The organism is Pseudohongiella nitratireducens (genome assembly GCF_001642735.1).
GTDB classification, from domain to species: Bacteria; Pseudomonadota; Gammaproteobacteria; order Pseudomonadales; family Pseudohongiellaceae; genus Pseudohongiella; species Pseudohongiella nitratireducens.
The window spans coordinates 1-24,646 of sequence record NZ_LWHM01000017.1 but is presented as its reverse complement, the minus strand read 5'-3'; the positions used below and the strand labels follow the sequence as shown (position 1 = coordinate 24,646).

Genomic DNA, 24,646 nt, shown 5'->3' with positions numbered 1-24,646 from the left:
GGCTCTACCCCATTAACGGGGGATAGCACTCATTAAACCCTGTTCACAATGCCATCCCACCCACAGTGGGCCAGCACTCGTAATCGATAGTTTTCAAAGTTTCTAAAACCATACGCTCTCCTTGAGATCATTTCCATCTTGTTGTGAAACCCTTCGGTAATACCGTTGCTTTTACTAAAGCGCCACATGGCGACAATCGGTTCCATCCAAGAGGTTAATGTCTTGGCCAATGCCTTCAGCGGACTGTCTTTCAGTTGTTCCAACAGCGCCAGATACTGTGGCAGTTTTTGCTTCATTCGTTTGACTCTGAGGGTTTTGAGCAGGATAAAGCGCATCAGCCTTTGCTTGATCAGGTACAGCTCTTTCAGGACAGGAAACTCGGCCAGGTAATCCATCAGTTTTGCGTGCTGTTCATCGCTCAGATGCCACTTATGTCGGCGCATCAGACTGAGTAGCCCGCGGTTTTTTCTGCCCTCCTGGTGGTGCTGTTGCCACAGTTTCAAAAAGTGCTGATTGATCAGTCGCACGACATGGAAACGGTCGGCAACAATCTTGGCATTGGGGAAGTGTCGTCGGGCAATACTGCGATAGGTTTCTGACAGATCCATGACCACGATCTGCACCTGATCTTTGCCTTCAACCCCTTGTAAATAGCGGCGTAGAGACGATTCTGAGCGCCCCAGTTTGACATCAAAGACCTTACGGTTGTTCAGGTCGACGAGAGTGGTGGCGTAGCCCTTTTTACGGGTAAAGAAATGCTCATCAATGCCCAGCACCTGAGGACAGGGGCGTCCGCTCATCTCTGAAGTTCTCATGCGAACCCGATACTGATACCAGCGCTCGATGGTGGCAGCGCTGATCCGATGTGTCAGTGAGAGTTTGCGCTGGGTGATACCGCCGTCATGGGCTTCAAAGACCTCCAGTCGGAAGGCTTCAGAGGCGCGGTAGCGGGGTCGAATACCCAGGAAAGGATGGCGAAAATAGCGGTGACACTTGAGACAGCGGTACTTGGGTACGCGCAGGTGCAAGGTCATTACCTTATTGCCCAGCCGGGTGTGTTTGACGGTGCGCTGATGGGTGGCTTTGATGTGTAAATGCTGGTGCTGACAGTGCTTGCAAAGTGGTCGTCGTGCGGGACTGGCCCACACTTCGAGGTTCTTCTGATGATCTATCCGTTCAATCTGAAGCTCAGGTATGCCTATAATTGTGCCTGCGAGGGACATCGGTGTTCTCCATTAAAGTGATCGTCGCAAAATCAGTTTAATGTAATGCCGGTGTCCCCCGTTAATGATGTAGAGCCCACCCTCCAAAGATTATTTCAAACAGGTCATTTGTCCTTCTTCTTATAGCTTATTTCTACTGTATTACCCTTCAGACTTATTTCGACTATTACTCCAATCTATTTTCCTGCTCTACTATTGGCTAAGTGCCAAGATAACCAAGCATGCAGTACTAATCAGATAGTCGTGGGTACGGCTATGTTCATCTATTTTATGTTGTGACATCTGGCATATTGAGGTAACAACGAGTTAAAGTGATTGTTAAAGAAATATACGTGCGGAGTTAGTGTGCAGTAGAGTAGAGAATGCGCGCATGCGCACTACAAAAATTTTATGGTTAAAAGATGAGAAAAGAGTACTTTCACGGATTTTTAGATTGGATAGCAGGAGGTGCTGGAGCTGCTTCATTGGCTCTATTTTTGTTCGTTCCTACATTAAGCAATATTGATATTGGCCATCAAAACTATGCCACCCACTTTTTTTTAGCAGCCATACCTTTCCTAGTTTTCTCTTGTGCCTTATCTCGTGTAATTTCTTCTAAAAATAAGAGTACTGATAAAACAGATAATATTCTTGTATTCCTGGTGGGATTGGGTGGATTACTATTGATTACGGGACTTTGGTTTTTGTGTAAGGCTATGGGTAACCAATTGGTAGGTACGTTAGGTATCACATTTGGTATATCATTTATCTTATACCAACAAGCCACAGAAAGTATTTTAAAGCCATAACAAGGCAGTGTTGTCGCCTTCGGCTGGGACTACCATTCCGCTGGCGCTCCATGTCAGCCCCAAACTGCGGCGTTATGCAAAAGAGAGGTGAAAAATGAGTACTAGAAGAATCAACGTATTTATTAGTCACGCTTGGTCCTACTCCGGGCATTACGAATCTTTATCAGGTTGGATTTTTGATAAAAGCTGGAGGTCGGGGCAGGCATCACTCGACTTCAGAGACTTCTCTGTCCCTAAAAATGATCCAATACACGATGCGAAAAATAATTCAGAGTTGAGAGATGCCCTGTACGGGCAGATTAGGTTGAGTCATGTAATCGTTATTCCGACGGGAATGTATGCAAACTACAGCAAATGGATTCAGAAAGAAATTGATGGTTCAAAGAACTACAACAAGCCGATCCTAGCCGTGAATCCATGGGCTTCTATAAGGAGGTCTAGCGTAGTGGCGGCAGCAGCTAACAAAACAGTGGGCTGGAATAAAAAAGGTGTTGTAGGAGGGATATGGGACCTGTACAACAATGTGTGAAGTGAAGGTAACTTCTGAAGATCTTCCTGGTCTCTATCAATCAGCAAACAGCTGCTCTATACGTGCTCAGAAAGTTTATTTTAATTCCCTGAAGTGGTACCTGCTACTCTTGATTGTAGCAGCGATCCTTCCTTTTCTAGCAGAATCCGATGCTTTGGGCGCCCTAGCCTCTGCGGTTCTTTTTCTGGTTACCTTGGGCATCTTAATTTTTCTAAGAGTCAAACGTCCCGACGATATATGGTACAACGGCCGAGCCGTCGCTGAATCAGTGAAAACCATTAGTTGGCGATTGATGATGAGGGCTGATCCTTATCATGATGCGGATACGCTAGATAACGTATCAAAAAACTTCATTCATGATTTAAGACAAATTCTTTCTCATAACGAAAGCTTGTCGCATTCTCTGGAGGCGCGATCAGGAATCAAAGAGCCGATTTCAGATCCAATGAGGGCATGTCGGGAGTTGCCGGTTCAGGATCGGTTGGCTGTATACAAAAAGTACAGAATACAAGATCAAGCCAGTTTTTATTCAGAGAAGGCTGAGTTCAATAAAAGGAGAGCTGCTCAATGGTTCTGGTCTTCCGTAATTTTACACTCGTTTGCGATCCTGATGCTTTTGTATCGCATAAAGGACCCTTCATTCGTATTTCCGGTCGAAGTCGTAGCAACCGCGGCGGGTGCCGCACTTACCTGGCTCCAAGCCAAGAAGCATAATGAACTTAGCTCAGCGTATTCATTGACGGCTCATGAGATAGTGCTCATAGATGGAGAGATTCTATCTGTAAATGATGAGCAAGAGTTGTCTGACTTTGTGGTTAGTAGCGAAGCCGCGTTTTCGAGAGAGCACACACAATGGGCCGCTCGTCGGATTGATTAGTGCATAACAAATTACTGCACGCGGATAAATTACACGTTGTGCTCTTAATTTACCAGTGAGCAAAGCGTTATATGCACGGGAGGGCACAGTGCAATTGATTAAAATCTGGATGTCCCTACTAATAGCCTTCCTAATAACGCTTACTGGGTGGGGAACTTTCTTCGTATCGGAAACAGATTACAAGATTCTAATCTTTGGAATTGTTGGCGCCCTTATTACAACTATCACTTCAGTTTACTCAATTACCCTTGCTCACAACAAAGCAAAAGAAAGGGAAATGGAACTATTAAGAATTAAGGAGAAGCAAAAAGTTTTCCAATACTTCTACAATGCTTACTTCGACATAATAGCTAGCTATAAGAATGACAACGGCGGAAAAGTTACGCCAAAACTTATTTCCAATATGATGGAATTTAAAAAAGGGTTGATGAACTGGGGTAGTGAAGAGCTAATTGCCAACTACCTAGAATTTGATACCAAATCACAACAACCCGCCGATCCGACAGACCCATATAGAATCATTCGTGACGGTGATAAATTTCTAAAAGACTTGCGAAAAGACCTAGGCTTCGAGGATAAGAATAAAGTAAATATTATGAGTATTATTCTTGATGCTGAGGCTAGAAGAAAGTTTGACAAAAGCTCATAAGGCAGATAGCCATTAATTCAATTAAGGACTCAGCTAGCTGCACCTATTAACCAAGGCGATAATTTTCACAAGGAGTCACCATGACTTTTTCAGACATGTTAAATGACAACATCACCCTTCTGAAAAAGAACGGTGATCGAGTAGATGGCATCAAAGCCAGTGTTCAGTCTAAGAAGATCTTCATCAATCGGTCTGATGTTTTGATCGAAACTGGGGACCTCATCCAGCGGAAAATGTCGAATGGTGGAGAAGAAGCCTACGAGGTTATCGACCCTGGCTTTCATGAAGGTTTCGGTGGTATTGAGGCACACTACCAAATGACCCATCGGAAACTTGGCCTGCCAGAAGCCAAGGCGGCAGTCCAGAGTATTACTTATAACATTTCCGGGTCAAACGCTCGTGTTAATAATCATTCCACTGATAACTCAGTTAACACATTCAATATTAATCCTGATGTCGCAGAGCATATTTATATGTTACGGCAGGAGGTGAAACGTGTTTTACCTCAGCAGGACCAGCAGCCGGCTCTTGAGGTAGTTGATGCTATTGAAAGTCAGTTCGAATCAAGCACACCAAGTAAGGCTGTAGTAAAAACGTTACTGGGTGCTTTGCCGAGTGCTGGTAGCATTGCATCTATTGGCTCGTTCCTTCTCTCAGCACTGGGTGGCTGAGGTACAAATTAACAAGTGCAGGCAAGGGGCGCTGCTGCAAGCGTTATGCGCCTGAATGGAGAACTCAGTGCCACAAAGTATAAATTATTTTGTTTCATACTCTCATCGAAACAAGAGAATTGTTGCTGACTTCCTTGATCGTCTTTCAGACGTATTAGCACCGTCCAAAGCGTATAGCTACACGCGATGGAGTGACCATGATCTTGTTCTTGGTGAGTATTGGGAAAGTCAAGTTTTAGAAGCTATCAACGAGTGCGATTTTGGCATGCTACTTGTTAGCCCAGCATTTCTTGCGTCCTCATTCATATCAGAGAAAGAACTCCCAAAGTTTGTCTCAGGGGAAAAAGCCTGCGTACCTGTAATGGCGCAAGCCATTGATTTTGAGCTTCACGATCTTAAAGGCCTTGAGAAGCGACAAATATACAGATTCGATAATCCCGAGTTTGCGCAGCCTAGGGCTTACGGTGAATGCAGCGAGGCACAGCGCGACGCCTTTGTTCTTGATCTCTTTCGAAAGCTTGAGAAGAAGCTTTCGGTCAATGTTCCTCAAAGGTCCAATACGTCTACCATAGATCAGGTAATCGACTTGCGGCTATTTGAGTTAGCCTCAAAAGCTTACAGAGTGCGCGGCACACCAAAGTACTTTCTAGATTCCCAAAATCTTACAATACAACAAAAATCTGAACTATACGAACGTGTTATACTTGCAGAACGAGGCCGCTCAACTAAGAGTAATCCGTATAGTGCGGACGACACATAACCATTACATACAGTGCGCGCCTTCAGCGTCGGACGCAGCTAGCGATGCGCCGCTGAAGAAACGGTGTTAGTGCTCGAAACGTGAATACATGAATGTAATATCAGAAAACAATGAAGTCTTGAATGCCTCAGTTTCGATCCAAGAGATTGGCGGAGTATTTGGCCTTGTTATGGAGTCAAGAGGTGGAGCTAGAGGAAAACCAAACGAAAGAAATACTGATTATTTTCCCGCGCTAGACGCATTGTTGGTAAGGCTTGGGAATAGAGGGCTAGATAAGATACGTATTCACATTGTTTCTTCTAAGGCTTTGACCATATGGAAGCCAGATGAACGAACAATTGAGGTAGACGGGAATCGTGATATTTCTCTCAAAGGCACAGATCTAAAAGAGTTACGAGGGAAAATATCTAAAGCCCAGCAAGAGAAAAAGGAAGACCCTAATAGTAAAGGTGGAAATCCTACTAAGCGTATCTTGATTGAGGCGAACCTACCAGAGGGCGTATGGAAGGAAGTCATTTTTGGCTCTGATGCCACGACGATACCGATATCAGAGGATGACGTAGAAACAGATGCCGAGGAGTTTTCGCCTGAAGACGTGGAAAAATCTAAGGAGAAGATATCAAGGGCTGTGGCTCTTCGCAGAGGTCAGCCGAAATTCCGTAAAAAGCTCCTCAATATGTACGAGTGTACTTGTGCGGTGACAGGCACTTCACTTCCACCAATTCTTGAGGCTGCTCACATTGTTCCATATATGGGTGAGAAGACTAATCATGTAACAAACGGAATCCTTTTGAGGGCTGATATACACACGCTTTTCGACCTAGGGTTATTGGGTATAAGCCAGAGTTACGAGGTGGTGGTTTCGTCATCGATGAAAGAAACCGAATATGAAGCCTATAACGGTAGAAAGATTAGGCTTCCAGAAAATGAGGCGGAATGGCCGAGCTTGCCTGCACTCAAAACTAGGCCTTTGCCAAGTAGGCACTAACAAGGTGCTGTTGTTGGACAAATTTTCCGCAGAGCGCAGCGTTGGGCGTCATTGTAAGATTCAACAGAACTTGAGGCGAAGAACGAAATGATCAACATTCGCGGGATTAACGAAAAGTCATCGGAGTACAAAGCGGCAAAAAAGCTTGCAAACCTTGCTCTTGATGCCATCCCCTATCTTGACGACGAGCCGCAACTAGTTCTGGAAATCTATGTTTCCCCACAATGCTTTGGCCAAGCGAAACGAGATGTTGACTTGCTAGTTGTGTTCGCCAATTATTCAAAATCGCGCATCAAGTCCAAGAGATTCGGTCATACTATCCACTCGTTTTGTGCCGCCGTCGAGGTAAAGGATCATTCACCAGATCAGGTGCGTTTTGATGGCAATCGATGCATTGTCAAATATCGGGGCGAAGATCACGATGCGACGGAACAAAGCGAGGGGCAGCGGTATGCAGTAATGAGTTACATCAAGAAACACAACAAGAACAAGAGTTCGCCTTGGATTACCAATCTCATATGGTTCCAGAACGTTCCCTGCTCGGTTGTGCCAAAATCCAACAATAATATTCTGGGCTGCGACATTACGTGGGACGACCTGATGGACAAGACTGCAATGCTGACGGCTCGGAGCGCTGAAAAGGACGTAGCCTGCTTTTCATCCCGCAGATATCTAAATAGCACAACGGCCGTATTCTCGAAGGTCATCGAAACTTCAAACATTGACCGCAAGCGACTTGAGACGATTACCAGGTCTGTTCTTGACCGATCGCAGCAGCAATATGCAGAAAAGCTTGGGAAGCAGCTTCTGATATTCAGAGGGCGCGGTGGGACTGGAAAAACTGTGAGGCTTATTCGATTAGCTTATCAAGCTTACGATGAGCTTGGTTTGCGTGTTGTTCTTTTAACTTACAACAAAGCTCTTGTGACCGATCTGCATAGGCTGCTTGTATTGCTTGGTGTAAGAAATTCTTTCGGTGAGGGCGGCATTGCTATTAAGACCATTCATAGCTTTGTGCATGAGTGGCTTGTCGCGCTTAACCTCATGCAGAAGAATGAGCCAAATTTCTTCGATAAATATGAAAGGCTAAAAGATTCTGCCCTTGAATTTATAAACACTGACACTCTTTTTGGGAGCGATATTGAAGAAGCTCGAGCCCGGAATAGTGCGAATCTGACCTGGGATCTGGTTCTAATCGATGAATCACAAGACTGGCCCGGGAACGAGAGGGACTTGCTTTATGCGCTCTATGGCGCCCATCGTGTAATTATTGCCGATGGCGTAGATCAGTTTGTACGGGGGGTTGAGAAAATTGACTGGCGCTTAGGCATCGATAGTGAAAAAACACAAATTGTCCCTTTGCGCAAGAGCTTGCGCCTTAAGTCAAGCCTTTGCCAAACCGTCGGCCATTTCGCAGAAGAAATTGAGTATGGCGACTGGAATCTAAAACCTTTGCCAGAATCTTACGGAGGGCGGGTTCTTGTAATTACAGGCGACCCTTTATCACAGACTTTTCATAAGCGTCTTGCTGCAACCTTGAGAGCTGATGGCAATCAGCCGATCGATATGCTTTTGTGCGTTCCGCCAAGTTGGGTCAAACCCAAGGACGATTCCGGAGGGAAGCAATCTATTGTTGCAAAACACTACCTCGAGTGGGGTTGGGAATGCTGGGATGGCACCGATCCTGATGAGCGGGATGAGTTCCCTACCAGTGCACAGCAATACCGGATTGTACAGTACGAATCCTGTCGTGGCCTAGAAGGTTGGATCGTTGTAAATTTCGCTTTGGATGAGTTCTTCGAGTACAAGAAAGAAACTGCGGAATTTAGTGAAGCCGAAGAGGCTGATATGTTCTTTGAGACGGAATCTGCGGCCCTTGAATATGCAAAGAAGTGGTTGATGATTCCGCTAACTCGTGCTATCGACACATTGGTAATTCACATTTCCGATTCGGATTCTTACATTGGCAAGGTGGCTAAAGAATTGCAGCGTTCTCATCCAGAGAACATCGAGTTTCATCATTTTTAGCGCAGTGCGATGACGCCCAACAAATCGTTTCAGTGAACGTTAGACCCACAACGCACTTTTGGTTTCGCAAAAACACGCGTCGCCTCAAACGTCGCTGAACTCAGGCGTTATGAGTATTAGAAGAATAGAATGTTGGTAAGCGTCCGGCCATCACACCTTGATCTGAGGTGCGCCGGATTGTAACAGTGCGGTTATAGCAACCTGTAAGCTGTTTATGTGTGCCAATTAATGCGAAGAATCTTCGAGAGGCAGAGGATCTGCTATTACGCTTGGTTGTTGCCGATAGATACAGCCCCGTCATCCAAGTAGTGGGTCTGCGCGCCCAAAGTTTCAGTTGCGTCGCGCATTCATTTACCTATTCTTCCACACATATCTGAATGCAATAGTTTCGCACGCACGGACCTGTGCGGAGGGTGGCGGATAACTGCCACCCCTACCGAGGCCGCAATGACGTCATAAAGAATAGAAAGCCATCCCAACCAAAGCGTTAAGCCCGAGAACCTTTATCATCCCAATCTTGAGGTAGAATACCGCCAGTAGCGCAGCGATAGTCATTAGTAACGAGGGTATATCGATCGTGCTCAGCACAGGCACATCTACCGTCAACCCATAGGCATGGATTTCACGCACTTCGAATAGCACGTGCATCGCGAACCAGAGTGCAAGATTAAGGATGACACCCGCCACTGCCGCCGTGATTGCCGCGAGGGCTGCTGAGAGTGCCTTATGGCCGCGTAAGGTTTCAATGAAGGGGGCGCCTAGAAAAATCCATAAGAAACAGGGCACAAATGTTACCCAGGTAGTCAGTACAGCGGCGAGTGTCGCAACTGTATAGGGGTTCATAGCCCCTGGATCCCGGAAAGCCGCCAAAAAACCGACAAACTGGACCACCTGAATCAGCGGTCCGGGGGTTGTTTCCGCCATGCCCAGACCGTCAAGCATCTCTTCTGGGGTCAGCCATCCAAAGTTTTCCACGGCCGCCTGGCTCACGTAAGCGAGAACAGCGTACGCGCCCCCAAAGGTCATCATCGCCATCTTGCTGAAGAATATGGCTATCTGGGTAAAGACATTGTCCAGCCCCACCGTCTGGATTAATAACACAATTGGTCCAAACCACAGGATCAGCAGAATCAGTGATATTCGGATGGACCAGGCTATGGTGGGTTTAGCGTGCGCCGGTATGGTGGCGCCTAGTGCTGAGTCCTCATCGGACAGACCCTCTCCTTGCTTGCCATGGCTGGCATCAATGACAAAGGCAGGCATTCCGGCACGGCCACCGAAATAACCTATTAGCGCTGCCGAAAGAATAATAAATGGAAACGGTATGCTAAGAAAGAAGATAGCCACGAACGCTGCAGCTGCAAGACCCAGCATGACATTATTCTTCAATGCACGGGAACCGATTCGCACAACGGCGTGCAGCACAATGGCCAGCACAGCAGCTTTGAGGCCAAAGAACAACCCTTCAACTGCGCTGATGTTGCCATAGAGCACATAGATATAACTGAGCGCCATAATTGAAAGGAATCCTGGCAGCACGAACAGAATACCGGCAGCGAGCCCTCCTTTCGTCTTGTGCAGCAACCAGCCGATGTATATCGCGAGCTGCTGTGCCTCTGGTCCAGGCAGGAGCATGCAGTAGTTCAGAGCATGCAGGAAACGGTTTTCGCCGATCCATTTCTTCTCCTCCACCAGAATCCGGTGCATCACGGCGATCTGACCGGCGGGGCCGCCAAAGGACAGTGCAGCGACCCGCATCCAAACCCATAATGCTTCAGAAAAAGGTATGTTATGCCCGGCGGTTCCTGGAGCGCCATCTCCGGCTTTAAGCTCGCGAGTGTCCGTCATTGCAAACCCTTCCTTTTGAAATACCGATACAGGTCGGCGAACACCACTGATCCGCGTCGAATACGCTCGTCGTCATCAGACGTCGACAGGCAGATGCTGGTGATCAAGGTTCTTATGCCAGCGACTTCTTCTCGGGCGAACTTGCCGTCTTTGATGTCTATATCATGAACAATCTCTGCGATTGCCTGCAGGGCAGGTACATCGATGCCGGCTCGCGACAGAAGTACCTCGAATGTGCAGTTATCACCTTCATGAGTGAATTCGGCCTCAAACATATCAAACCGCAGTTCACCATCCTCAGGGATGTAACCTGTGGCCGCCACGAATTTGAGCTGCATCTCCGGATCGATGAAGCGTCGTATTAACCAGGCAGAAGCAATTCGGTCTACATGTACGCCTTTGCGTGTCACCCAAACGCTACCTTGTGGAATGGCTGAAGACGCGGTTTTTTTAACCTCATTATCTACTTTCTCCGTGGCATTCTTGAGATTATCTTCGAGAGCCGAAAGCAATCCCTCGGCCGCTTCACGGCCATTTGCCCCAAAGAAGTCGACTGCCTCAATTTCTATTAGTTTCTTGCGAAGGCGAACAATTTGATTGCGCACATCCTCCGTTTCCTGCTCTTTATCGTTCTTGATTGCTTCGTCAAGCGCGCGAGCCTCTGTTGCCACAGCGTCGTAGTCCGCATCTCTGGCCTGATCAAAAAGTTGACGAACCTGGGCATCGGTCAGACCATCCACAAATTGTGTCTCACAAATCATGCCTTCACCGCTTCCTTCCTCGATCTCGCGCAGTAACCACTCGTAGTCCTCCAAAGACTCTTCGTTCGCGGGAAGGGCATAGACGGAGTTTTTGACAGCAATCGCTCCTATGCCCTGCAGTCTTCGCCAGACTTTGACCCTCAAATAAGCCGGTTTCGAAGGTAGCTGGAATATCAATAAAAGCCATTTTTCTCGGTTGGCCGCCTGATTTTCGGAGATTTTTTCGCTCATATGTAGAATGTATCTTCAGTCATGGCCGTAAGCAACACTTGTATCATCGAAATGATGAGTTTATCCTCCAAGATCTCACAAGCATATGTAAGGAGCAATCCAATGCGAACGCTATGCACTACAGCTCTCATTTCAGTTTTAGGACTTGCCATCAATCCTGCAAGCGCACAGGTTGACTGGCCTGAGGTGGGCGAAATCTTGGCTCGGCCTGTGAGTGGACAGGCTGAGGAAGTCCACCGTTTCGGTTTCCCACGCACGGATCTCGAGGTGGTTTTAGACGGCATTAATGTCATGCCGGGACTTGCCCTGGGCACATGGCTCGCTTTTCACCCCAGCGATGATGATAAGGTCATGGTGATGGGAGATCTTGTTCTGCTTGAGGATGAGGTAAACCCGGTGATGAAGCGGCTCGCCGAAGGGGGTGTGGAAGTGACAGCTATCCATAACCATTTGCTGCGCGCCCAGCCATTCCCGATGTACATGCATGTGGAGGCACATGGTGACCCCATAGAACTGGCCAGAACCTTCAGGGATGCCATTGCGCTTAGCGAAACGCCCATGGACAATCCTGCAGCAAACAGCGCTGAGCAAGGCCTGGGTTTCAACAGCGAAATCATCGCGCAGGTGCTGGGGCATGAAGGAAGTGCCGACGGCGGTGTTTATAAAGTCAGCATTCCCCGTGCAGCGCCTATCAGTGAGGATGGCATGGCCCTACCCGCAGGAATGGGTGCTGAGATTGCGATAAATTTCCAGTCTGCCGGCGGCGACGAGGCTGCAACTACCGGTGATTTTGTCCTGACAGCGGAGGAAGTCAATCCAGTTCTGCGAGCTTTACGCGACAACGATATCGAGGTCACCGCGCTGCATAATCACATGCTTGAGGAGGAACCTCGGCTGTTTTTTATGCATTTCTGGGGAGTGGGCGCACCGGAAGCGCTGGCAAGGGGGCTTAAGTCGGCCCTCGACCTGGTGGATGTACAGTAGCAAAAGCATGTGAAGACAAATGCCTGCATGTGGAGGCAAGCCCGATGACCCAGTGCAGCCCGAGTTTCTACCATTGCCCTGTAGCTATGGAGGCGCGATATTAATGGGCATTTGGCCGAAATGCAGTCTTCGACATACGGTACCGATACCGGAAAGACATGAAGAGAAATCTGACCTCCCGCGCGGAGCGTCGTGACCGCAATGTTCAGGCAAGAATCAGCATGGCGTTTTAGGAGCCGTGTGTCATGAATACCTATGATCCAATCTAGCAAAGTCTTACTTTAAAACTAACTCGTTACGAGGATTATGCATGTTTAGATTATCAGCAGCGCTGCTTGTCAGCCTCTTCGCGGCCAGCTCGGCTCAGGGACAGGATGGGAATGTCGAGCGCGGCCAAACAATATTCGAGTCAGAATGCGCCAGGTGTCATGTTCCCGCCGAGATGGATGGCCGGCTTCGAGCACGCTGGATAGGTCGCACGGGTGACGAGTTGTTCAATCAGATCCGAACGACCATGCCAGCAGAGACTCCCGGCTCATTGACCAATACCCAGTATCTTGATCTGACCGCATTTATTCTCCAGTCGAGCAATATCCAGATCCCCAATGGCCAGATTTCAGCCAATGCTCTTGCCGAACTTCGGATTAACCCTGGCGTCGCTGAGATGACTCAAACAGGCAGCCAGCCGTGGACTCATTACAATGGCGATGAACGCTCAATTCGCTACTCGCCGCTGGACCAGATCAACCCTTCCAATGTGGACGCATTGAAGATTGCGTGGACGTTCGACACCGGTCCCTTCGGCCCACGGCCAGAGACAGTCAGTGTCACTACGCCGCTGATGGTTAATGGCACGCTTTACTCAACGGCAGGCGCCACTCGCAATGTGGTTGCATTGGACGCAGGTTCCGGGCAGATCAAATGGACGTGGAATCCGCAGGAAGGGCAACGGTTTGAAGATGCTCCGCGTAAAGGGTCTGGCAAAGGTCTGACGTATTACAACAACAATGGCCAGGAAATTATTTTTACTATTACACCTGGGTATTTTCTTGTTGCTTTGGACGCTCAGACGGGTCGGCCAATAGAATCGTTCGGTTCCGACGGCTGGGTGGATTTGCAGCAGGGCCTGCGTCTTGGCCCAGGGCGTGACGATATCGATATCGGTATGTCCTTTATGCCACTGGCAATTGATGGTGTTGTGATCACTGGCGCAGCACATCTTGTGGGCATGCGCCCAATTGCCCGCGAGAACGTAAAGGGAGATATCCGTGGATTTGATGTCTCGACCGGGGAGCTTTTGTGGACATTCAAAACCATTCCGGAGCCTGGCGATATTGGCTATGATTCATGGATTTCCGGTGCAGATTTTACCGGTAACGCCGGAGTTTGGGCGCCCATGTCTGCCGACAGCGAATTGGGGCTGGTCTACTTGCCAGTAGAATCTGCAACGGGCGACCGATATGGTGGTGACCGGCCTGGCAATAATCTTTTCTCCAGCTCGACGGTCGCAGTGGATTACAAGACGGGCGAAATGAAGTGGTACTTTCAAACTACCCATCACGACATCTGGGACTGGGATACGCCTTCGGCGCCACTGCTGGTCGATTTGCCGGATGGCACTCGTGCGGCAATCCAGACGTTAAAACAATCGCACCTGTTCATGTTCGATCGAAAAACCGGTGAGCCACTGTTCCCAGTCGAAGAGCGCCCGGTACCACAAACTGATGTGCCAGGTGAATGGACTGCCGCAACACAGCCATTCCCCCTACTTCCTGCTCCTTATGACCGTCAGGGCTTTCAAGAAGACGACCTTGTCGACTTCACCCCAGAGATACACGCGAAAGCGATGGAGATAGCTTCTGATTATCGAATGAGCGAGTCCCCATTCACGCCGCCCTCTGTTTTCAAAGGGCCAGATGGCACGCTTGGAACCTTGCTCCTGCCCTCTGCTACCGGCGGATCGAATTGGGAGGGCGCTGCTTATGACCCAGATACGGGCATCATCTACGTTCCATCCAGAACAGCAACAAGCGTGATGGCACTGGTCAACGATCCTGCAGCCTCCAGCGTGGCGTATATCCATGGTGGTGGTACGCCTCCCAGCATCGAAGGAATCCCCCTGGTGAAACCACCTTATGGGCGTATCACTGCAATCAATATGGTCACGGGTGAACATGTTTGGCAGGTTGCAAATGGCGACACGCCAGATGAAATCGCAAATCATCCCTTGCTTGAAGGCATCGACATTGGACGTACCGGCAAGCCCACTCGGTCAGGCTTGGTGTTGACCAAATCACTCTTGTTTGCCGGCGAAGGTGTAGGCGGGAGCCCGGTCCTTTGGGCATTGGACAAAGCTACGGGATCTGTTGTAGCTGAAATAGAAATGCCAGGCACCGTGACAGGTGTCCCTATGACGTATATGCACAACGGCAAGCAGTATCTGGTGATGGCCGTAAGCACGCCCGGCAGCTCATCCAGAATTGTTGCCTTAACTCTTTAATGAAAATCTCGTAATGGTATTTATATCCGGGGAATTGATATGGTAAGCAAGCAGGGTCGGAAGCGGTTAGGGTGTATCTATGCGGACCTTCAACCAGATAAAGGATGCCTCCACGACCAACATTGAGCTTGCCAAGCACTTCCCTGGGCAGCTCAATACCCAACGAGCTACCGACGTGTGTCAATTTGGCCTTAATCATGGAGTCCGTTTTCGTAACACTCCAGCCATCAAAATTTAATAGCGGCTTCCTGCTGCCAGTTGTGTGGCAGTAGTTTACTAATGGCACTGGCCTTGTGCGTTGGCAACCTGGCCAGCACATCTTTCAGATAGGCGTAGGGGTCGTGCCCGTTCAGTTTGGCTGATTGTATCAGGCTCATGACTGCAGCGGCGCGTCGTCCACTGCGAAGCGAGCCGGCAAACAGCCAGTTGCTGCGACCCAACGCCCATGGGCGGATCTGGTTCTCAACCTGATTGTTGTCGATAGGCACAGCCCCATAATCCAGATAACGGGTCAGAGCGCTCCAGCGTTTTAAACTGTAATCGATAGCTTTGGCTGTAGCAGTGCCATCGGGCACCTTTTGCCGATGGGCGATCAGCCAGGTGTGCAAGTCATCGGCCAGGGGTTTGCCTTTTTGTTGCCTTAGTAAGTACCGCTGCTGCGGATCCAGGGCTTTGGCCTGACGCTCGATCTCATAGAGCCTGCCGATCTGCTCCAGCGCAGTGGCTGCCAATGTACTTTTATTCGTTTCGTGCAGTTCAAAGAACTTGCGACGGGCATGGGCCATGCAACCGATCTCGGTGATGCCCTGGCCAAAGCTGGCTTTATAACCGCTGTAATCGTCGCAGATCAGTTTGCCCTGCCAGCCCTCAAGGAAGCGGCGGGCATGTTCACCGGCGCGGCCTGGTGCAAAGTCATAGACCACCGCTTTGGTGTCGGCATAAGGCGTGGTGCAGTACGCCCAGATGTACGCGCGGTGGGTCTTTTTCTTGCCCGGTTCCAACACCGGCACTGGCGTTTCATCGGCGTGTACCACCGGGTGACTCAGAATGGTGTCTCGCAGTGCATCAGCCAGCGGTTGTAAGGCCTGGCCGCAGCGGCCGACCCAGTCAGCCAATGTGGAACGGGCCAGTGTGTAGCCGGCCCGGCCAAAGATCTGCTCTTGGCGGTACAGCGGCAGATGATCAGCGTACTTGGCCACCAATACATGGGCGAGCAGGCCGGTGGTGGGCAGGCCTTTGTCGATCACATGCGCCGGCACCGCCGCCTGGGTCAGTGTTTCACACTCGGTGCACACCCACTTGCCACGGATGTGCTGCTCAACACTGAACACGCCCGGGGTGTAGTCCAGTTTCTCGCTGACGTCTTCACCGATGCGCTTTAACTGGCAACCGCACTGGCACTGGGTGTTATCCGGCTCGTGACGTATCTTTGTGCGAGGCAGCTCAGGTGGCAACGCCACACGCTTGGGCTGTGCTTTGGGTTTGTTGCTGATGGGTTCATCTTTGATCTGATCAGCCCACTCCTGCTCGATGGCACTGGTATCGGCATCGATGATGTCCTCTAACAGGCTTTGCTGCAGAGGGCTGAGCTTCTCGCTGTGTTTGCCGAACTTCAAACGGCGCAGCAGCAACAACTCGTGCGAGAGCTTGGCGTTGACCGCTTCCAGGTGCCGGTTTCGCTGCTCGGCGGTCACAGTGCGTTGCTGCAAGGTTTGAAGCTGCTGCTCCTGCTCAGCCGCACTGCCCATCAGTTGGGCAACCAGGTTGCGCAGCTGATCGGCATCGAGTTTGTTCAGATCAACTTGAGTCATGCCGTCAGTATGCCACTGACCAGCGCTCACTTCGATACGCTTAATGGGTGATAGCATTTATCGCAAGGGTATGATTCGATACAACTTACAGGATACTGATGACACCGGCTTCACCGACTCGCTGCCAGGGCAGACCTTGAACCAGCGCACTGAGCTGCTCATCGCTGAGCGCTAGTTGCGGTGCGCGCCAGGACTCAGCCCAGTGGAACTTGCCGCGGTTGAGCCTGCGGGCACATAGCCAGATGCCAAGGCCATCGTGGATCAGCACCTTCATCCGGTTGGCGCGTTTGTTGGCGAACAGATACGCGCAATGCGGCCGGGCACTGCCAAACACCTGCACCACCCGGGCCAGCGCCGTGTCCGATCCGGCGCGCATATCCAGCGGCTCGGTGGCCAACCAGATCTGATCGATGCGGATCACTGCAGCAGTTCACGCAGCAGTGCCAGGCAGCGATCAGTTTGTGACACCGGCCAGCTGATGTTGATGCTTTGCTGGCGATACGGGATCTCCACACGGATCGCTTCAGTATCAGCAGCGCGCCTTACTGGTGGCGCCGGTTGCACCGGTGCATTGGTGTTGATCGGTAAGGCGACAAAGCCAGGTGCCTTGTGAGCACTTTTGCTCTGCGCCAGGCGTATCCATTTACGCAGCATGTTGGCGTTGAGGCCGTGCTCCAGCGCGATGCGGGCCACCGAGGCGTCAGGTTGCGAGCAGGCGGCAATCACGTTTTGTTTAAAGGCCTTGGTATAACGTTTGCGCTTCGGGGCGGGAGAGACTACGCTTATTTCGTTCATGATAGGTGTCCGCTTAAAAATAGGTGGACACTATCGAATCAGGAGCACATCGATTCAAGATGTGATGCCCGGACGCTTACGAATGTTGAGAAACTACTACACATAATAAAAGTCCTGACCTAAACCCCCGGAACTTCCCACCCCAACCAATGTCTTCCCTAACAATCCCCTCAACTCCGAAGACATAACCCATGAATAAAGCAGTAGCCCTTGGCATTCTTTTCCTACTAACAACCTGCACTAACCCAACCCCAGAATCCATCCAACAAAACCTAATCCCAGCCGTAATAATCGGCAACCAAACTCCCACATACCCCATTCAACAAAGAATGGAAAAATACAACACCCCAGGCGTCAGCATCGCCATCTTCAACAACAACCAAATCACCTGGACCGACACCATCGGCTATAGCGACGCCAACCAACAAACACCCCTAACAACCAACACAAAATTCCAGGCCGCCTCAATCAGCAAACCCCTTACCGCACTCGGCGTCCTAAAACTCACACAAACACACAACCTCGACCTCGACACCGACATCAACCAATACCTCACATCCTGGCAAGTCCAAAACCCCTTTGACGAACCCGTCACCATCAGACGACTCCTCAACCACACAGCCGGTGTCAACATCAGCGGTTTCCAAGGCTACCCAAAATCCGACACCATCCCAGACACAGTCAGCGTCCTCAACGGCCTCGGCAACACCCCAGCCATCGAAGTCATGATCACCCCAGGCAGCCAATTCGCCTACTCAGGTGGCGGTTACACCATCCTCCAGCAACTCATAGAAGACACCACCGGCACCAGCTTTCAGGACTACTTCCAGAAAGCCATCTTCCAGCCACTCCAGATGACTGACAGCACCTTCAACCAACACCCAGAAAACACCAGTCTTGCCCACGACCAACAAGGACAACCACACCCCAACGGCTGGCTTATCTACCCAGAACTCGCAGCCGCCGGCCTCTGGACCACACCCACCGACATCGCCAAATTCGCCATCGCCATCCAGAACGCCCATCAAGGCAAACCCGGCGCCATCATCCCCCAATACCTCGCCAACGCCATGCTCACCCCACAAAACAACTGGGGCCTCGGCGTCGGTATCAGAGAAGAGGGCACAGACCAATACTTCTTCCACGGCGGTGCCAACCCCGGTGGCTACAAAAACATCATGGTCAACGCCTTCAACGCCAATGCAGGCATCGTCGTCATGACCAACGCCGAACAAGGCAACAAACTCCACGACGAACTCATCCGCGCCTTCTCAGCCCACTTCAACATCAACGTCCTGCAACCCAGACACATCCAGCCCATCCCACTGACCGATGAGCAGCTTGCCCGCTACACCGGCACCTACCAATACCGGGAAGCCGGCGACTACTACCTCACCATGACCCAGACAGAAGACAACCAGCTTGTTCTCCACGACCCCAATGACGGCATGACCAATACTTTTCTACCTGTTGATGACACTACCTTCGTTGAAATCGAGGAGGGGTTTGAAATAACGTTTGATAGAGATGCAGAAACCAATGCTGTGCTAAGTGTGGATTACAACGGGGCTTATACGTTTCATAGAGTGGATGACTTGCCAAATTAACATCTATACTGTTAACTACAGTTGACAATTTGTCATTGGAAGGAACAAGGCCAGATATACAAGACGGTGAGTTAGCGGCTATGGGTATCAAAACAACACGCTGGGACTCAGCAGAACATCTTAAAACAGAAGAAGATATTCAATTATATCTCGAGGCATGCCTCGAGGAAGCGGGTGATGACCCTTCGTTCATTGTGCATGCATTGAGTGTGATCGCCCGTGCCAGAAACATGAGCCAACTCGCACGAGATATAGGGTTAACCCGAGAAGGGCTTTATAAAGCGTTATCACCTGAAGGTAACCCAACATTCACCACCGTGGCAAAAGTAGCTAAAGCGTTGGGTTTGCAGATTACTGTACAAACATCTCCACAACCTGCAGCGAAGTGAATGTGTAAATAATACAGGCGAAATACTCCTGCATTTAACACACCATCCTCGACCTTGCGGTGAATAATACCTATAATCACCTTAAATTATGCGGTGATTAATATGTGGATTCACGAACAATCCGACTGGCCAGATTTCTCCTGGGATGCCAAAGCGCTGACATCCAAATTAGCCGATATAGGACACCGTCAGGGGCGGTTACTTGGCAAAATGGAAGGGCTCGGCTTTGAACTCAAACGTGAAGCCAGCCTGCGTACACTAACCAGTGACGTGGTCAAATCCTCCGCCATAGAAGGTGAAAACCTGAACCCGGAAGAAGTTCGTTCCTCAATCGCCCGCAGACTGGGAATCGATATAGCAGGGATGATTCCCGCAAGCCGGGATGTAGAGGGCATCGTCGAAATGATGCTGGACTCTACCCAGAAATTCTCTCAACCATTGATGAGAGAACGTCTCTTTGATTGGCACGCCGCATTATTCCCGACAGGCCGTAGCGGCATGCAAAAAATCACAGTTGCCGATTGGCGTACGATAGAAACAGGCCCAATGCAGGTAGTTTCAGGCCCTGTGGGTAAAGAAAAAGTACACTTTGAAGCGCCGGCTGCCGAACGCCTGGAAAAGGAAATGCAGACGTTTCTTGCCTGGTTTGACAATAGTGATGATATTGACCCCGTTATCAAAGCAGGCATTGCTCATCTGTGGTTTGTCACCATTCACCCATTTGATGATGGTAATGGACGAATTGCCAGAGCCATTGCTGACATGGCGTTGGCACGTGCGGACGGTACACGGGAACGTTTCTACAGCCTGTCAGCTCAGATAGAGACAGAGCGTAAGCACTATTATAATCAATTGGAAAAGCAGCAGCGCGCGACACCTGATCTGACAGACTGGCTATCATGGTTTCTGGACTGTCTCGGCCGGGCTGTTGCCAAAGCCGAAACCACGCTTGGCAATGTGCTATTCAAAGCAAGGCTCTGGGATAGTATCAATCAAAGACCCGTGAATGAACGTCAGCGGTTGATCATTAACCGAATGCTTGAAGATGGCTTTGAAGGATTCATGAACACCTCCAAATACGCCAGGCTGGCCAAATGTTCAAATGACACTGCTCTGCGCGATATTCAGGAATTGAAAGCAAGAGGTGTTTTCATTCAAAATCCGGGAAGAGGGCGCAGCACCAGTTACCGCTTACCGGATCAAATTGAAAGATAGCAATCCTGCTGTTTTGCAGATCGCCTTTTTGCTTATTCATAGCAAATGCATCATTGCGCTTCAGGAAACTGCTCTTTCTGATGGAGTACCCGTAACACATGAATAATATCTTCTATCACTACATAGGAAACAATCATTGAAACTTCCGGAATGATCAATAACCGGCCAGCTATACCTACTCTTTCCAGGCCCATTAGAGGCTGTTCCAGTAAATTTTCAACCTTGGCTTCGATGACTAAATCCGTTTTCTCTGCGACAACGGGATTAAACGCATACAGAAACTCAAATATCCTCTCTCGATCATCCAGTGAGCTTTTTTCCCATACGATCATTTGCCCGTTTTATTCCTTATCTTCATTTTTCGAGCTTCCATTTGAGTCTTCGCGTCTTCATGAGGGATGAACTCGCTATTACCAGCATTCAGTTTTTCAAATGCCGCATTCACTTGCTCGCTCAGCCATTGATCATGCGCCATGACTTTTCGCTGCTGCTCAGCGAGTTCTTCAGTCAGTTCCCTGTACGCATCACTCAGCGTCCGTCCCTGGCTCTCAGCCATTAATTGCGCCAATCGTTTGGTCTCTTCATCAACTCTAAACTGTATTCGGGTATCCATAGTTGCACCATACATTTTGTGTGTACAAATGTTAGCACAAAGGTGGAAATGGCAACAACTGACCAAAAACAAACCCTATATCGCTAGTATAGATGGTCAAATCGCAGGTTACGCCGATTTGCAGGACGACGGTTACATCGATCACTTCTTCGTCAGTGCCCGTCATCAGTCCCAAAGTGTGGCCACGGCACTCATGGATACCCTGCTAAACACCGGAGCAGGACACGAACGCCTGTATGCCCATGTCAGTATTACTGCCAGGCCTTTCTTTGAGAGGAAGGGGTTTGCGGTGGTTTCAGAGAGTGTGGTGGTGCGTGATGGGGTGGAGTTGAAGAATTACATTATGGAAAGAAATCTCTAAGTCGAATTGTTTTCACTTTGACGATATCTATTTTAAGTGAATAAATTCAGTTAGATAGCTAAATTATGTAGTTTTCAAACCGTTCGTCATGGCCCTTCCTGCAACACTTGATAAGTTAATTAAGTTAAAATTAGTAAATATATTTGACTTAATTTGTTTATTGAGTATTATTAAGTCAAAAAGGAGGGTGATATGTCAACTTCATGTGGCTTAATTTCAGATATAAGAGCAGCAATACAATCAGCAGCATTTTTGATTTCAAAAGAAGGAGCAGAAAAAGCAGCGCACTCAGAACTTGTTCAGAGTTTAGTGCTCCTCTCACAGCTCGAAAAAGAGCTTACTGAAGACTCACCATCAGCCATTGTTTCCAAAACAACGACTTCAGGTTCTAGCGTTACCTCACCACAAGAAGAGAAAAGCAAAGTTGAAAAGAGGGTTCCCAAGTGGTTTCGAAACCCTCAACAAATTAATAGCAAAATTTTAATGCGCTATTTGGAACTGTCTAAATCAGATCCATTTCTGACGCAAAATAAACTCCGTGCAAAGTGCGAAGACATCAAGGACTTCGATGGTAACTACAACCAGATGAAAAACTTTGGTCCGAAAAATCATGGCAAAGTATTCGAAGAGAACGGTGGTTGTATTGTGCTATGGGAGCCGGTTAGAAAGTTCATATTGGAGCAATATGAGCATAGCGTCGGTAATGACTCAGTCAAATAAGAAAGGTGTCTTTATGAACTTTCAAAGGCTGATCTCACAACTCTCCCAATTCAGGTTCCGGTGTGGCTGTGCTGAAGTGTATTGTTCGACCTGCGGTGGTCGAGCTGCTGCGTTGAATCAGAATATGAACAGTGATCTTGAGCACGAAATAAAACAGCACATGGAAAAGATGACTTTAGATGACCTTATCGAAATGAAAGATTGGGGAGAGTATCTAAAGCGAGAGTACAAACAAGAAGTTCATAAGATTGTTGAGCGAGAGGCTGAAGGAGTTGATTCAACCGATATCACCCAACTTGATATGTTTTTGCTACATGGAAGAAGGTTTGCCAGGAGTTCGCCTGCTTATCAAAAGATGCTCACTGAAGGCGTCAGTTTAGCCAAAAAAAACAAGGATGAATCTCTGATAGAAACTGTTTTACTTGCTCTTGGAGAGCGCGCCGTAGAATATCAGGATTTACTTGAAGTTGCCTTGGAAAAATCCAGAAATAACAAGAATTTACACCGTGTATTGTACAACAAGCTTAGGGAAGCAGTGCCTGAAGTTCGAGGGTATGTTGGAAAACCAAATAATCGCTGAAAAATTGTACTGTTGGGAATAGCATGGAAGAGCATTCATTAAATTCGTCGTATCGAGAAAAACTTATAGAACACTTATTTATTGGCGAACTGCTCAAGTTGTCGTGGATCAAGAAAGACTACTCAGTGGAAGTATCGAAACCCGAAGTTGATAACTCTGGTTATGATCTGATCATTGAAGCAAATGGTTTTCTTAGACACGTGCAATTAAAAACCGCGTTTGTTGGAGCTGAAACTTCCCGTCAAAACATTCATGTGTCGTTAGCTAAAAAGCAATCTGGTTGTGTGGTTTGGATATACTTCAATCAGGATACTTTAGAATTGGGTCCTTTTCTTTTTTTCGGTGGTCAGCCAGGCGATCCTTTGCCTGACATTAGCAGCTTTGAGACAGCCAAACATACCAAAGGGGATTCGAGTGGTTTAAAAAAAGAAAGGTCTATGTAGTGGCATAGTGAATTTGGCCACCTAATCAGAGCTGCTATGATAGCAGCCATAGCAAATTAGGTGACAAAATGACAAAGAAGAAAGGCCCCAATTTCAGCCCTGAATTCAGGCTCGAAACAGCACAGTTGGTTATCGATCAAGGTTACAGTCATCAGGAAGCTGCTGATGCGATGGGAGTGGGTTACTCAACGATTGGTAAGTGGGTAAGGCAACTTCGCGCAGAGCGCTCAGGCACCACTGCTCAGTGCACCCCGATCAGTGATGAGCAAAGAGAAATACGAGAGCTAAAGAAACGGGTTGAACGGCTTGAATTAGAAAAGGATATTTTAAAAAAGGCTTCAGCTCTGTTGATGTCGGACTCCATGAAACACTCTCGATAGTTGAGAGACTGAGTCAGAGCGATAAGCGCCGTTATACGGTAAAAATATTGTGCGAGGTATTGGATGTCCACCGCAGCACGTTCAAGTATTGGCAAAAGCGGGATAAACGTATCAACCCGGAAACCGTCAAATTGCATAGTTTAGTGCGAACTGCCCACCGGTTGAGTCAAGGCTCAGCTGGTGCCAGAACTATCGCTGATATAGTCACCAACGACGAGTCGCACCCAGTCAGTTTATCTCGATATCGTGCCGGGCGTATTATGAAAAAACTCAGTTTAGTCAGCTGCCAGTTGCCCAAACATGCATACAAGAAGGCGGCGCAGGAACATGTTGCCATACCTAACCTACTGGCTAGGGAATTTACCGTTTCGCATCCCAACCAGGTGTGGTGCGGTGATGTCAGTTTTATTTGGGCGGGGAGTCGTTGGGCATATTTAGCAGTTGTTATTGACTTGTTTGCCCGAAAGCCAATTGGCTGGGCTATGAGCTATTCACCGGACAGCTATTTAACGTGTCAGGCCCTGACAATGGCTTATGAAAGTCGCGGGCGGCCGCAGAACATCATGTTCCACAGCGATCAGGGCAGTCATTATACCAGTCGTCAATTCAGGCAAAGAGTATGGCGATACCGGATGAAACAAAGTATGAGCCGTCGCGGAAACTGTTGGGACAATAGTCCAATGGAAAGGTTTTTCAGGAGTTTAAAAACAGAATGGGTACCGGTCACAGGTTACCGGTATTTTACGGAAGCCAAACAGCGTATTGGTGATTATATCCATGGCTATTACAGTCAGCTCAGACCGCACTCATTCAACGGTGGATTAACACCAAATGAGAAAGAACAGAGGTACTGGGATAGCTATAAACCCGTGGCCAAAATGACTTGACCACTACA

General features: G+C 48.7%; 26 protein-coding genes. 18 read left to right on the top strand and 8 right to left on the bottom strand.

All coding sequences use genetic code 11. The features are described from left to right. Positions 1 to 32: 32 nt before the first annotated feature. A complete protein-coding gene (locus PSCS_RS06550; RefSeq protein ID WP_068809987.1) occupies positions 33 to 1,223 on the bottom strand; it encodes an ISL3 family transposase in 1,191 nt (396 codons plus the stop codon). A gap of 401 nt (positions 1,224 to 1,624) precedes the next feature. Between PSCS_RS06550 and PSCS_RS06545 the strand changes: the two genes are divergently transcribed. From PSCS_RS06545 to PSCS_RS06510, 8 genes are all read left to right on the top strand, one after another. Continuing rightward, on the top strand, positions 1,625 to 2,011 hold the full coding sequence (locus PSCS_RS06545) for a hypothetical protein (RefSeq protein WP_068811060.1): 387 nt from the start codon (positions 1,625 to 1,627) through the stop codon (positions 2,009 to 2,011). Between the two features lie 94 nt (positions 2,012 to 2,105). Continuing rightward, a complete protein-coding gene (locus PSCS_RS06540) occupies positions 2,106 to 2,540 on the top strand; it encodes a TIR domain-containing protein (RefSeq protein ID WP_068811059.1) in 435 nt (144 codons plus the stop codon). Further along, positions 2,533 to 3,417 carry a DUF4231 domain-containing protein gene (locus PSCS_RS06535; protein WP_068811058.1) on the top strand — a complete coding sequence of 295 codons (885 nt, stop codon included), beginning with the start codon at positions 2,533 to 2,535 and terminating at the stop codon, positions 3,415 to 3,417. Before PSCS_RS06540 ends, PSCS_RS06535 begins: the two co-directional genes overlap by 8 nt. 88 nt (positions 3,418 to 3,505) lie before the next feature. After that, the gene (locus PSCS_RS06530; protein ID WP_068811056.1) at positions 3,506 to 4,066 is read left to right on the top strand and encodes a hypothetical protein; all 561 of its coding nucleotides are present in this window, start codon (positions 3,506 to 3,508) and stop codon (positions 4,064 to 4,066) included. Positions 4,067 to 4,146: 80 nt separating this feature from the next. Then, on the top strand, positions 4,147 to 4,737 hold the full coding sequence (locus PSCS_RS06525) for a hypothetical protein (RefSeq protein WP_068811054.1): 591 nt from the start codon (positions 4,147 to 4,149) through the stop codon (positions 4,735 to 4,737). A gap of 67 nt (positions 4,738 to 4,804) precedes the next feature. Beyond that, positions 4,805 to 5,497: a toll/interleukin-1 receptor domain-containing protein gene (locus tag PSCS_RS06520; protein WP_157885645.1), complete on the top strand. Its 693-nt coding sequence runs from the start codon at positions 4,805 to 4,807 to the stop codon at positions 5,495 to 5,497. An 88-nt stretch (positions 5,498 to 5,585) separates the two neighbouring features. Continuing rightward, on the top strand, positions 5,586 to 6,485 hold the full coding sequence (locus PSCS_RS06515; protein ID WP_068811051.1) for an HNH endonuclease: 900 nt from the start codon (positions 5,586 to 5,588) through the stop codon (positions 6,483 to 6,485). Between the two features lie 87 nt (positions 6,486 to 6,572). Next, the gene (locus PSCS_RS06510) at positions 6,573 to 8,513 is read left to right on the top strand and encodes a DEAD/DEAH box helicase (protein ID WP_068811049.1); all 1,941 of its coding nucleotides are present in this window, start codon (positions 6,573 to 6,575) and stop codon (positions 8,511 to 8,513) included. A gap of 453 nt (positions 8,514 to 8,966) precedes the next feature. Here the strand turns inward: PSCS_RS06510 and chrA are convergent, their stop codons facing one another. Both chrA and PSCS_RS06500 read right to left on the bottom strand, forming a co-directional pair. Further along, positions 8,967 to 10,361 (bottom strand): chromate efflux transporter, encoded by a 1,395-nt coding sequence (gene chrA / locus PSCS_RS06505; RefSeq protein WP_068811047.1) that lies wholly within the window; start codon positions 10,359 to 10,361, stop codon positions 8,967 to 8,969. Continuing rightward, a complete protein-coding gene (locus PSCS_RS06500; RefSeq protein WP_068811045.1) occupies positions 10,358 to 11,353 on the bottom strand; it encodes a chromate resistance protein ChrB domain-containing protein in 996 nt (331 codons plus the stop codon). Before PSCS_RS06500 ends, chrA begins: the two co-directional genes overlap by 4 nt. Positions 11,354 to 11,551: 198 nt before the next feature. Here PSCS_RS06500 and PSCS_RS06495 point away from each other — a divergent pair, with 198 nt between their 5' ends. Next, complete coding sequence (locus tag PSCS_RS06495; protein WP_229694614.1) at positions 11,552 to 12,337, top strand: DUF1259 domain-containing protein; 786 nt, start codon at positions 11,552 to 11,554, stop codon at positions 12,335 to 12,337. Positions 12,338 to 12,647: 310 nt separating this feature from the next. Continuing rightward, complete coding sequence (locus tag PSCS_RS06490) at positions 12,648 to 14,837, top strand: c-type cytochrome (protein WP_082866410.1); 2,190 nt, start codon at positions 12,648 to 12,650, stop codon at positions 14,835 to 14,837. A 227-nt stretch (positions 14,838 to 15,064) separates the two neighbouring features. On the opposite strand, the gene tnpC is transcribed toward PSCS_RS06490, so the two are convergent. The 3 genes from tnpC to tnpA all read right to left on the bottom strand — a co-directional run bounded on the left by tnpC (position 15,065) and on the right by tnpA (position 17,443). After that, complete coding sequence (gene tnpC / locus PSCS_RS06485; protein ID WP_068811062.1) at positions 15,065 to 16,648, bottom strand: IS66 family transposase; 1,584 nt, start codon at positions 16,646 to 16,648, stop codon at positions 15,065 to 15,067. 85 nt (positions 16,649 to 16,733) lie between these two features. Beyond that, positions 16,734 to 17,069, bottom strand: coding sequence for an IS66 family insertion sequence element accessory protein TnpB (gene tnpB / locus PSCS_RS06480; RefSeq protein WP_068811040.1), 336 nt, complete (start codon positions 17,067 to 17,069; stop codon positions 16,734 to 16,736). Continuing rightward, positions 17,066 to 17,443, bottom strand: coding sequence for an IS66-like element accessory protein TnpA (gene tnpA / locus PSCS_RS06475; RefSeq protein WP_068811038.1), 378 nt, complete (start codon positions 17,441 to 17,443; stop codon positions 17,066 to 17,068). Before tnpA ends, tnpB begins: the two co-directional genes overlap by 4 nt. A gap of 191 nt (positions 17,444 to 17,634) precedes the next feature. On the opposite strand from tnpA, the gene PSCS_RS06470 reads away from it, so the two are divergent. The 3 genes from PSCS_RS06470 (at position 17,635) to PSCS_RS06460 (ending at position 20,654) form a co-directional block, all read left to right on the top strand. Then, positions 17,635 to 19,050, top strand: a complete 1,416-nt coding sequence (locus PSCS_RS06470) for a serine hydrolase domain-containing protein (protein WP_068811036.1) — start codon at positions 17,635 to 17,637, stop codon at positions 19,048 to 19,050. Positions 19,051 to 19,130: 80 nt separating this feature from the next. Beyond that, a complete protein-coding gene (locus tag PSCS_RS06465) occupies positions 19,131 to 19,439 on the top strand; it encodes an addiction module antidote protein (RefSeq protein ID WP_068811034.1) in 309 nt (102 codons plus the stop codon). Between the two features lie 102 nt (positions 19,440 to 19,541). Continuing rightward, positions 19,542 to 20,654 (top strand): Fic family protein, encoded by a 1,113-nt coding sequence (locus PSCS_RS06460; RefSeq protein ID WP_068811032.1) that lies wholly within the window; start codon positions 19,542 to 19,544, stop codon positions 20,652 to 20,654. Between the two features lie 50 nt (positions 20,655 to 20,704). On the opposite strand, the gene PSCS_RS06455 is transcribed toward PSCS_RS06460, so the two are convergent. Further along, positions 20,705 to 20,986: a type II toxin-antitoxin system RelE/ParE family toxin gene (locus tag PSCS_RS06455; RefSeq protein WP_068811031.1), complete on the bottom strand. Its 282-nt coding sequence runs from the start codon at positions 20,984 to 20,986 to the stop codon at positions 20,705 to 20,707. After that, the gene (locus tag PSCS_RS15840; RefSeq protein ID WP_068811029.1) at positions 20,983 to 21,267 is read right to left on the bottom strand and encodes a type II toxin-antitoxin system TacA family antitoxin; all 285 of its coding nucleotides are present in this window, start codon (positions 21,265 to 21,267) and stop codon (positions 20,983 to 20,985) included. Before PSCS_RS15840 ends, PSCS_RS06455 begins: the two co-directional genes overlap by 4 nt. A gap of 28 nt (positions 21,268 to 21,295) precedes the next feature. On the opposite strand from PSCS_RS15840, the gene PSCS_RS06445 reads away from it, so the two are divergent. The 5 genes from PSCS_RS06445 to PSCS_RS06420 all read left to right on the top strand — a co-directional run bounded on the left by PSCS_RS06445 (position 21,296) and on the right by PSCS_RS06420 (position 24,638). Then, positions 21,296 to 21,628, top strand: coding sequence for a GNAT family N-acetyltransferase (locus PSCS_RS06445; protein ID WP_068811027.1), 333 nt, complete (start codon positions 21,296 to 21,298; stop codon positions 21,626 to 21,628). 192 nt (positions 21,629 to 21,820) lie between these two features. Further along, positions 21,821 to 22,348: a hypothetical protein gene (locus tag PSCS_RS06440; protein WP_068811025.1), complete on the top strand. Its 528-nt coding sequence runs from the start codon at positions 21,821 to 21,823 to the stop codon at positions 22,346 to 22,348. Between the two features lie 124 nt (positions 22,349 to 22,472). Next, a complete protein-coding gene (locus PSCS_RS06435; protein ID WP_157885644.1) occupies positions 22,473 to 22,928 on the top strand; it encodes a hypothetical protein in 456 nt (151 codons plus the stop codon). A gap of 23 nt (positions 22,929 to 22,951) precedes the next feature. Then, positions 22,952 to 23,371 carry a group I intron-associated PD-(D/E)XK endonuclease gene (locus PSCS_RS06430; RefSeq protein WP_068811021.1) on the top strand — a complete coding sequence of 140 codons (420 nt, stop codon included), beginning with the start codon at positions 22,952 to 22,954 and terminating at the stop codon, positions 23,369 to 23,371. A gap of 68 nt (positions 23,372 to 23,439) precedes the next feature. Further along, positions 23,440 to 24,638 (top strand): IS3 family transposase gene (locus tag PSCS_RS06420; RefSeq protein ID WP_106387068.1). Its coding sequence is split into 2 segments (ribosomal slippage): positions 23,440 to 23,710 and positions 23,710 to 24,638, totalling 1,200 coding nucleotides; the frame shifts between segments, so codons are not numbered across the junction. Positions 24,639 to 24,646: the final 8 nt, after the last annotated feature.

Coding starts and splice junctions, on each gene's coding strand:
- PSCS_RS06550 (WP_068809987.1), bottom strand. CDS start 1,223: ATGTCCCTCGCAGGCACAATTATAGGCATACCTGAGCTTCAGATTGAA.
- PSCS_RS06545 (WP_068811060.1), top strand. CDS start 1,625: ATGAGAAAAGAGTACTTTCACGGATTTTTAGATTGGATAGCAGGAGGT.
- PSCS_RS06540 (WP_068811059.1), top strand. CDS start 2,106: ATGAGTACTAGAAGAATCAACGTATTTATTAGTCACGCTTGGTCCTAC.
- PSCS_RS06535 (WP_068811058.1), top strand. CDS start 2,533: ATGTGTGAAGTGAAGGTAACTTCTGAAGATCTTCCTGGTCTCTATCAA.
- PSCS_RS06525 (WP_068811054.1), top strand. CDS start 4,147: ATGACTTTTTCAGACATGTTAAATGACAACATCACCCTTCTGAAAAAG.
- PSCS_RS06515 (WP_068811051.1), top strand. CDS start 5,586: ATGAATGTAATATCAGAAAACAATGAAGTCTTGAATGCCTCAGTTTCG.
- PSCS_RS06510 (WP_068811049.1), top strand. CDS start 6,573: ATGATCAACATTCGCGGGATTAACGAAAAGTCATCGGAGTACAAAGCG.
- chrA (WP_068811047.1), bottom strand. CDS start 10,361: ATGACGGACACTCGCGAGCTTAAAGCCGGAGATGGCGCTCCAGGAACC.
- PSCS_RS06500 (WP_068811045.1), bottom strand. CDS start 11,353: ATGAGCGAAAAAATCTCCGAAAATCAGGCGGCCAACCGAGAAAAATGG.
- PSCS_RS06490 (WP_082866410.1), top strand. CDS start 12,648: ATGTTTAGATTATCAGCAGCGCTGCTTGTCAGCCTCTTCGCGGCCAGC.
- tnpC (WP_068811062.1), bottom strand. CDS start 16,648: ATGACTCAAGTTGATCTGAACAAACTCGATGCCGATCAGCTGCGCAAC.
- tnpA (WP_068811038.1), bottom strand. CDS start 17,443: ATGAACGAAATAAGCGTAGTCTCTCCCGCCCCGAAGCGCAAACGTTAT.
- PSCS_RS06470 (WP_068811036.1), top strand. CDS start 17,635: ATGAATAAAGCAGTAGCCCTTGGCATTCTTTTCCTACTAACAACCTGC.
- PSCS_RS06465 (WP_068811034.1), top strand. CDS start 19,131: ATGGGTATCAAAACAACACGCTGGGACTCAGCAGAACATCTTAAAACA.
- PSCS_RS06460 (WP_068811032.1), top strand. CDS start 19,542: ATGTGGATTCACGAACAATCCGACTGGCCAGATTTCTCCTGGGATGCC.
- PSCS_RS06455 (WP_068811031.1), bottom strand. CDS start 20,986: ATGATCGTATGGGAAAAAAGCTCACTGGATGATCGAGAGAGGATATTT.
- PSCS_RS15840 (WP_068811029.1), bottom strand. CDS start 21,267: ATGGATACCCGAATACAGTTTAGAGTTGATGAAGAGACCAAACGATTG.
- PSCS_RS06445 (WP_068811027.1), top strand. CDS start 21,296: ATGTTAGCACAAAGGTGGAAATGGCAACAACTGACCAAAAACAAACCC.
- PSCS_RS06440 (WP_068811025.1), top strand. CDS start 21,821: ATGTCAACTTCATGTGGCTTAATTTCAGATATAAGAGCAGCAATACAA.
- PSCS_RS06435 (WP_157885644.1), top strand. CDS start 22,473: ATGAACAGTGATCTTGAGCACGAAATAAAACAGCACATGGAAAAGATG.
- PSCS_RS06430 (WP_068811021.1), top strand. CDS start 22,952: ATGGAAGAGCATTCATTAAATTCGTCGTATCGAGAAAAACTTATAGAA.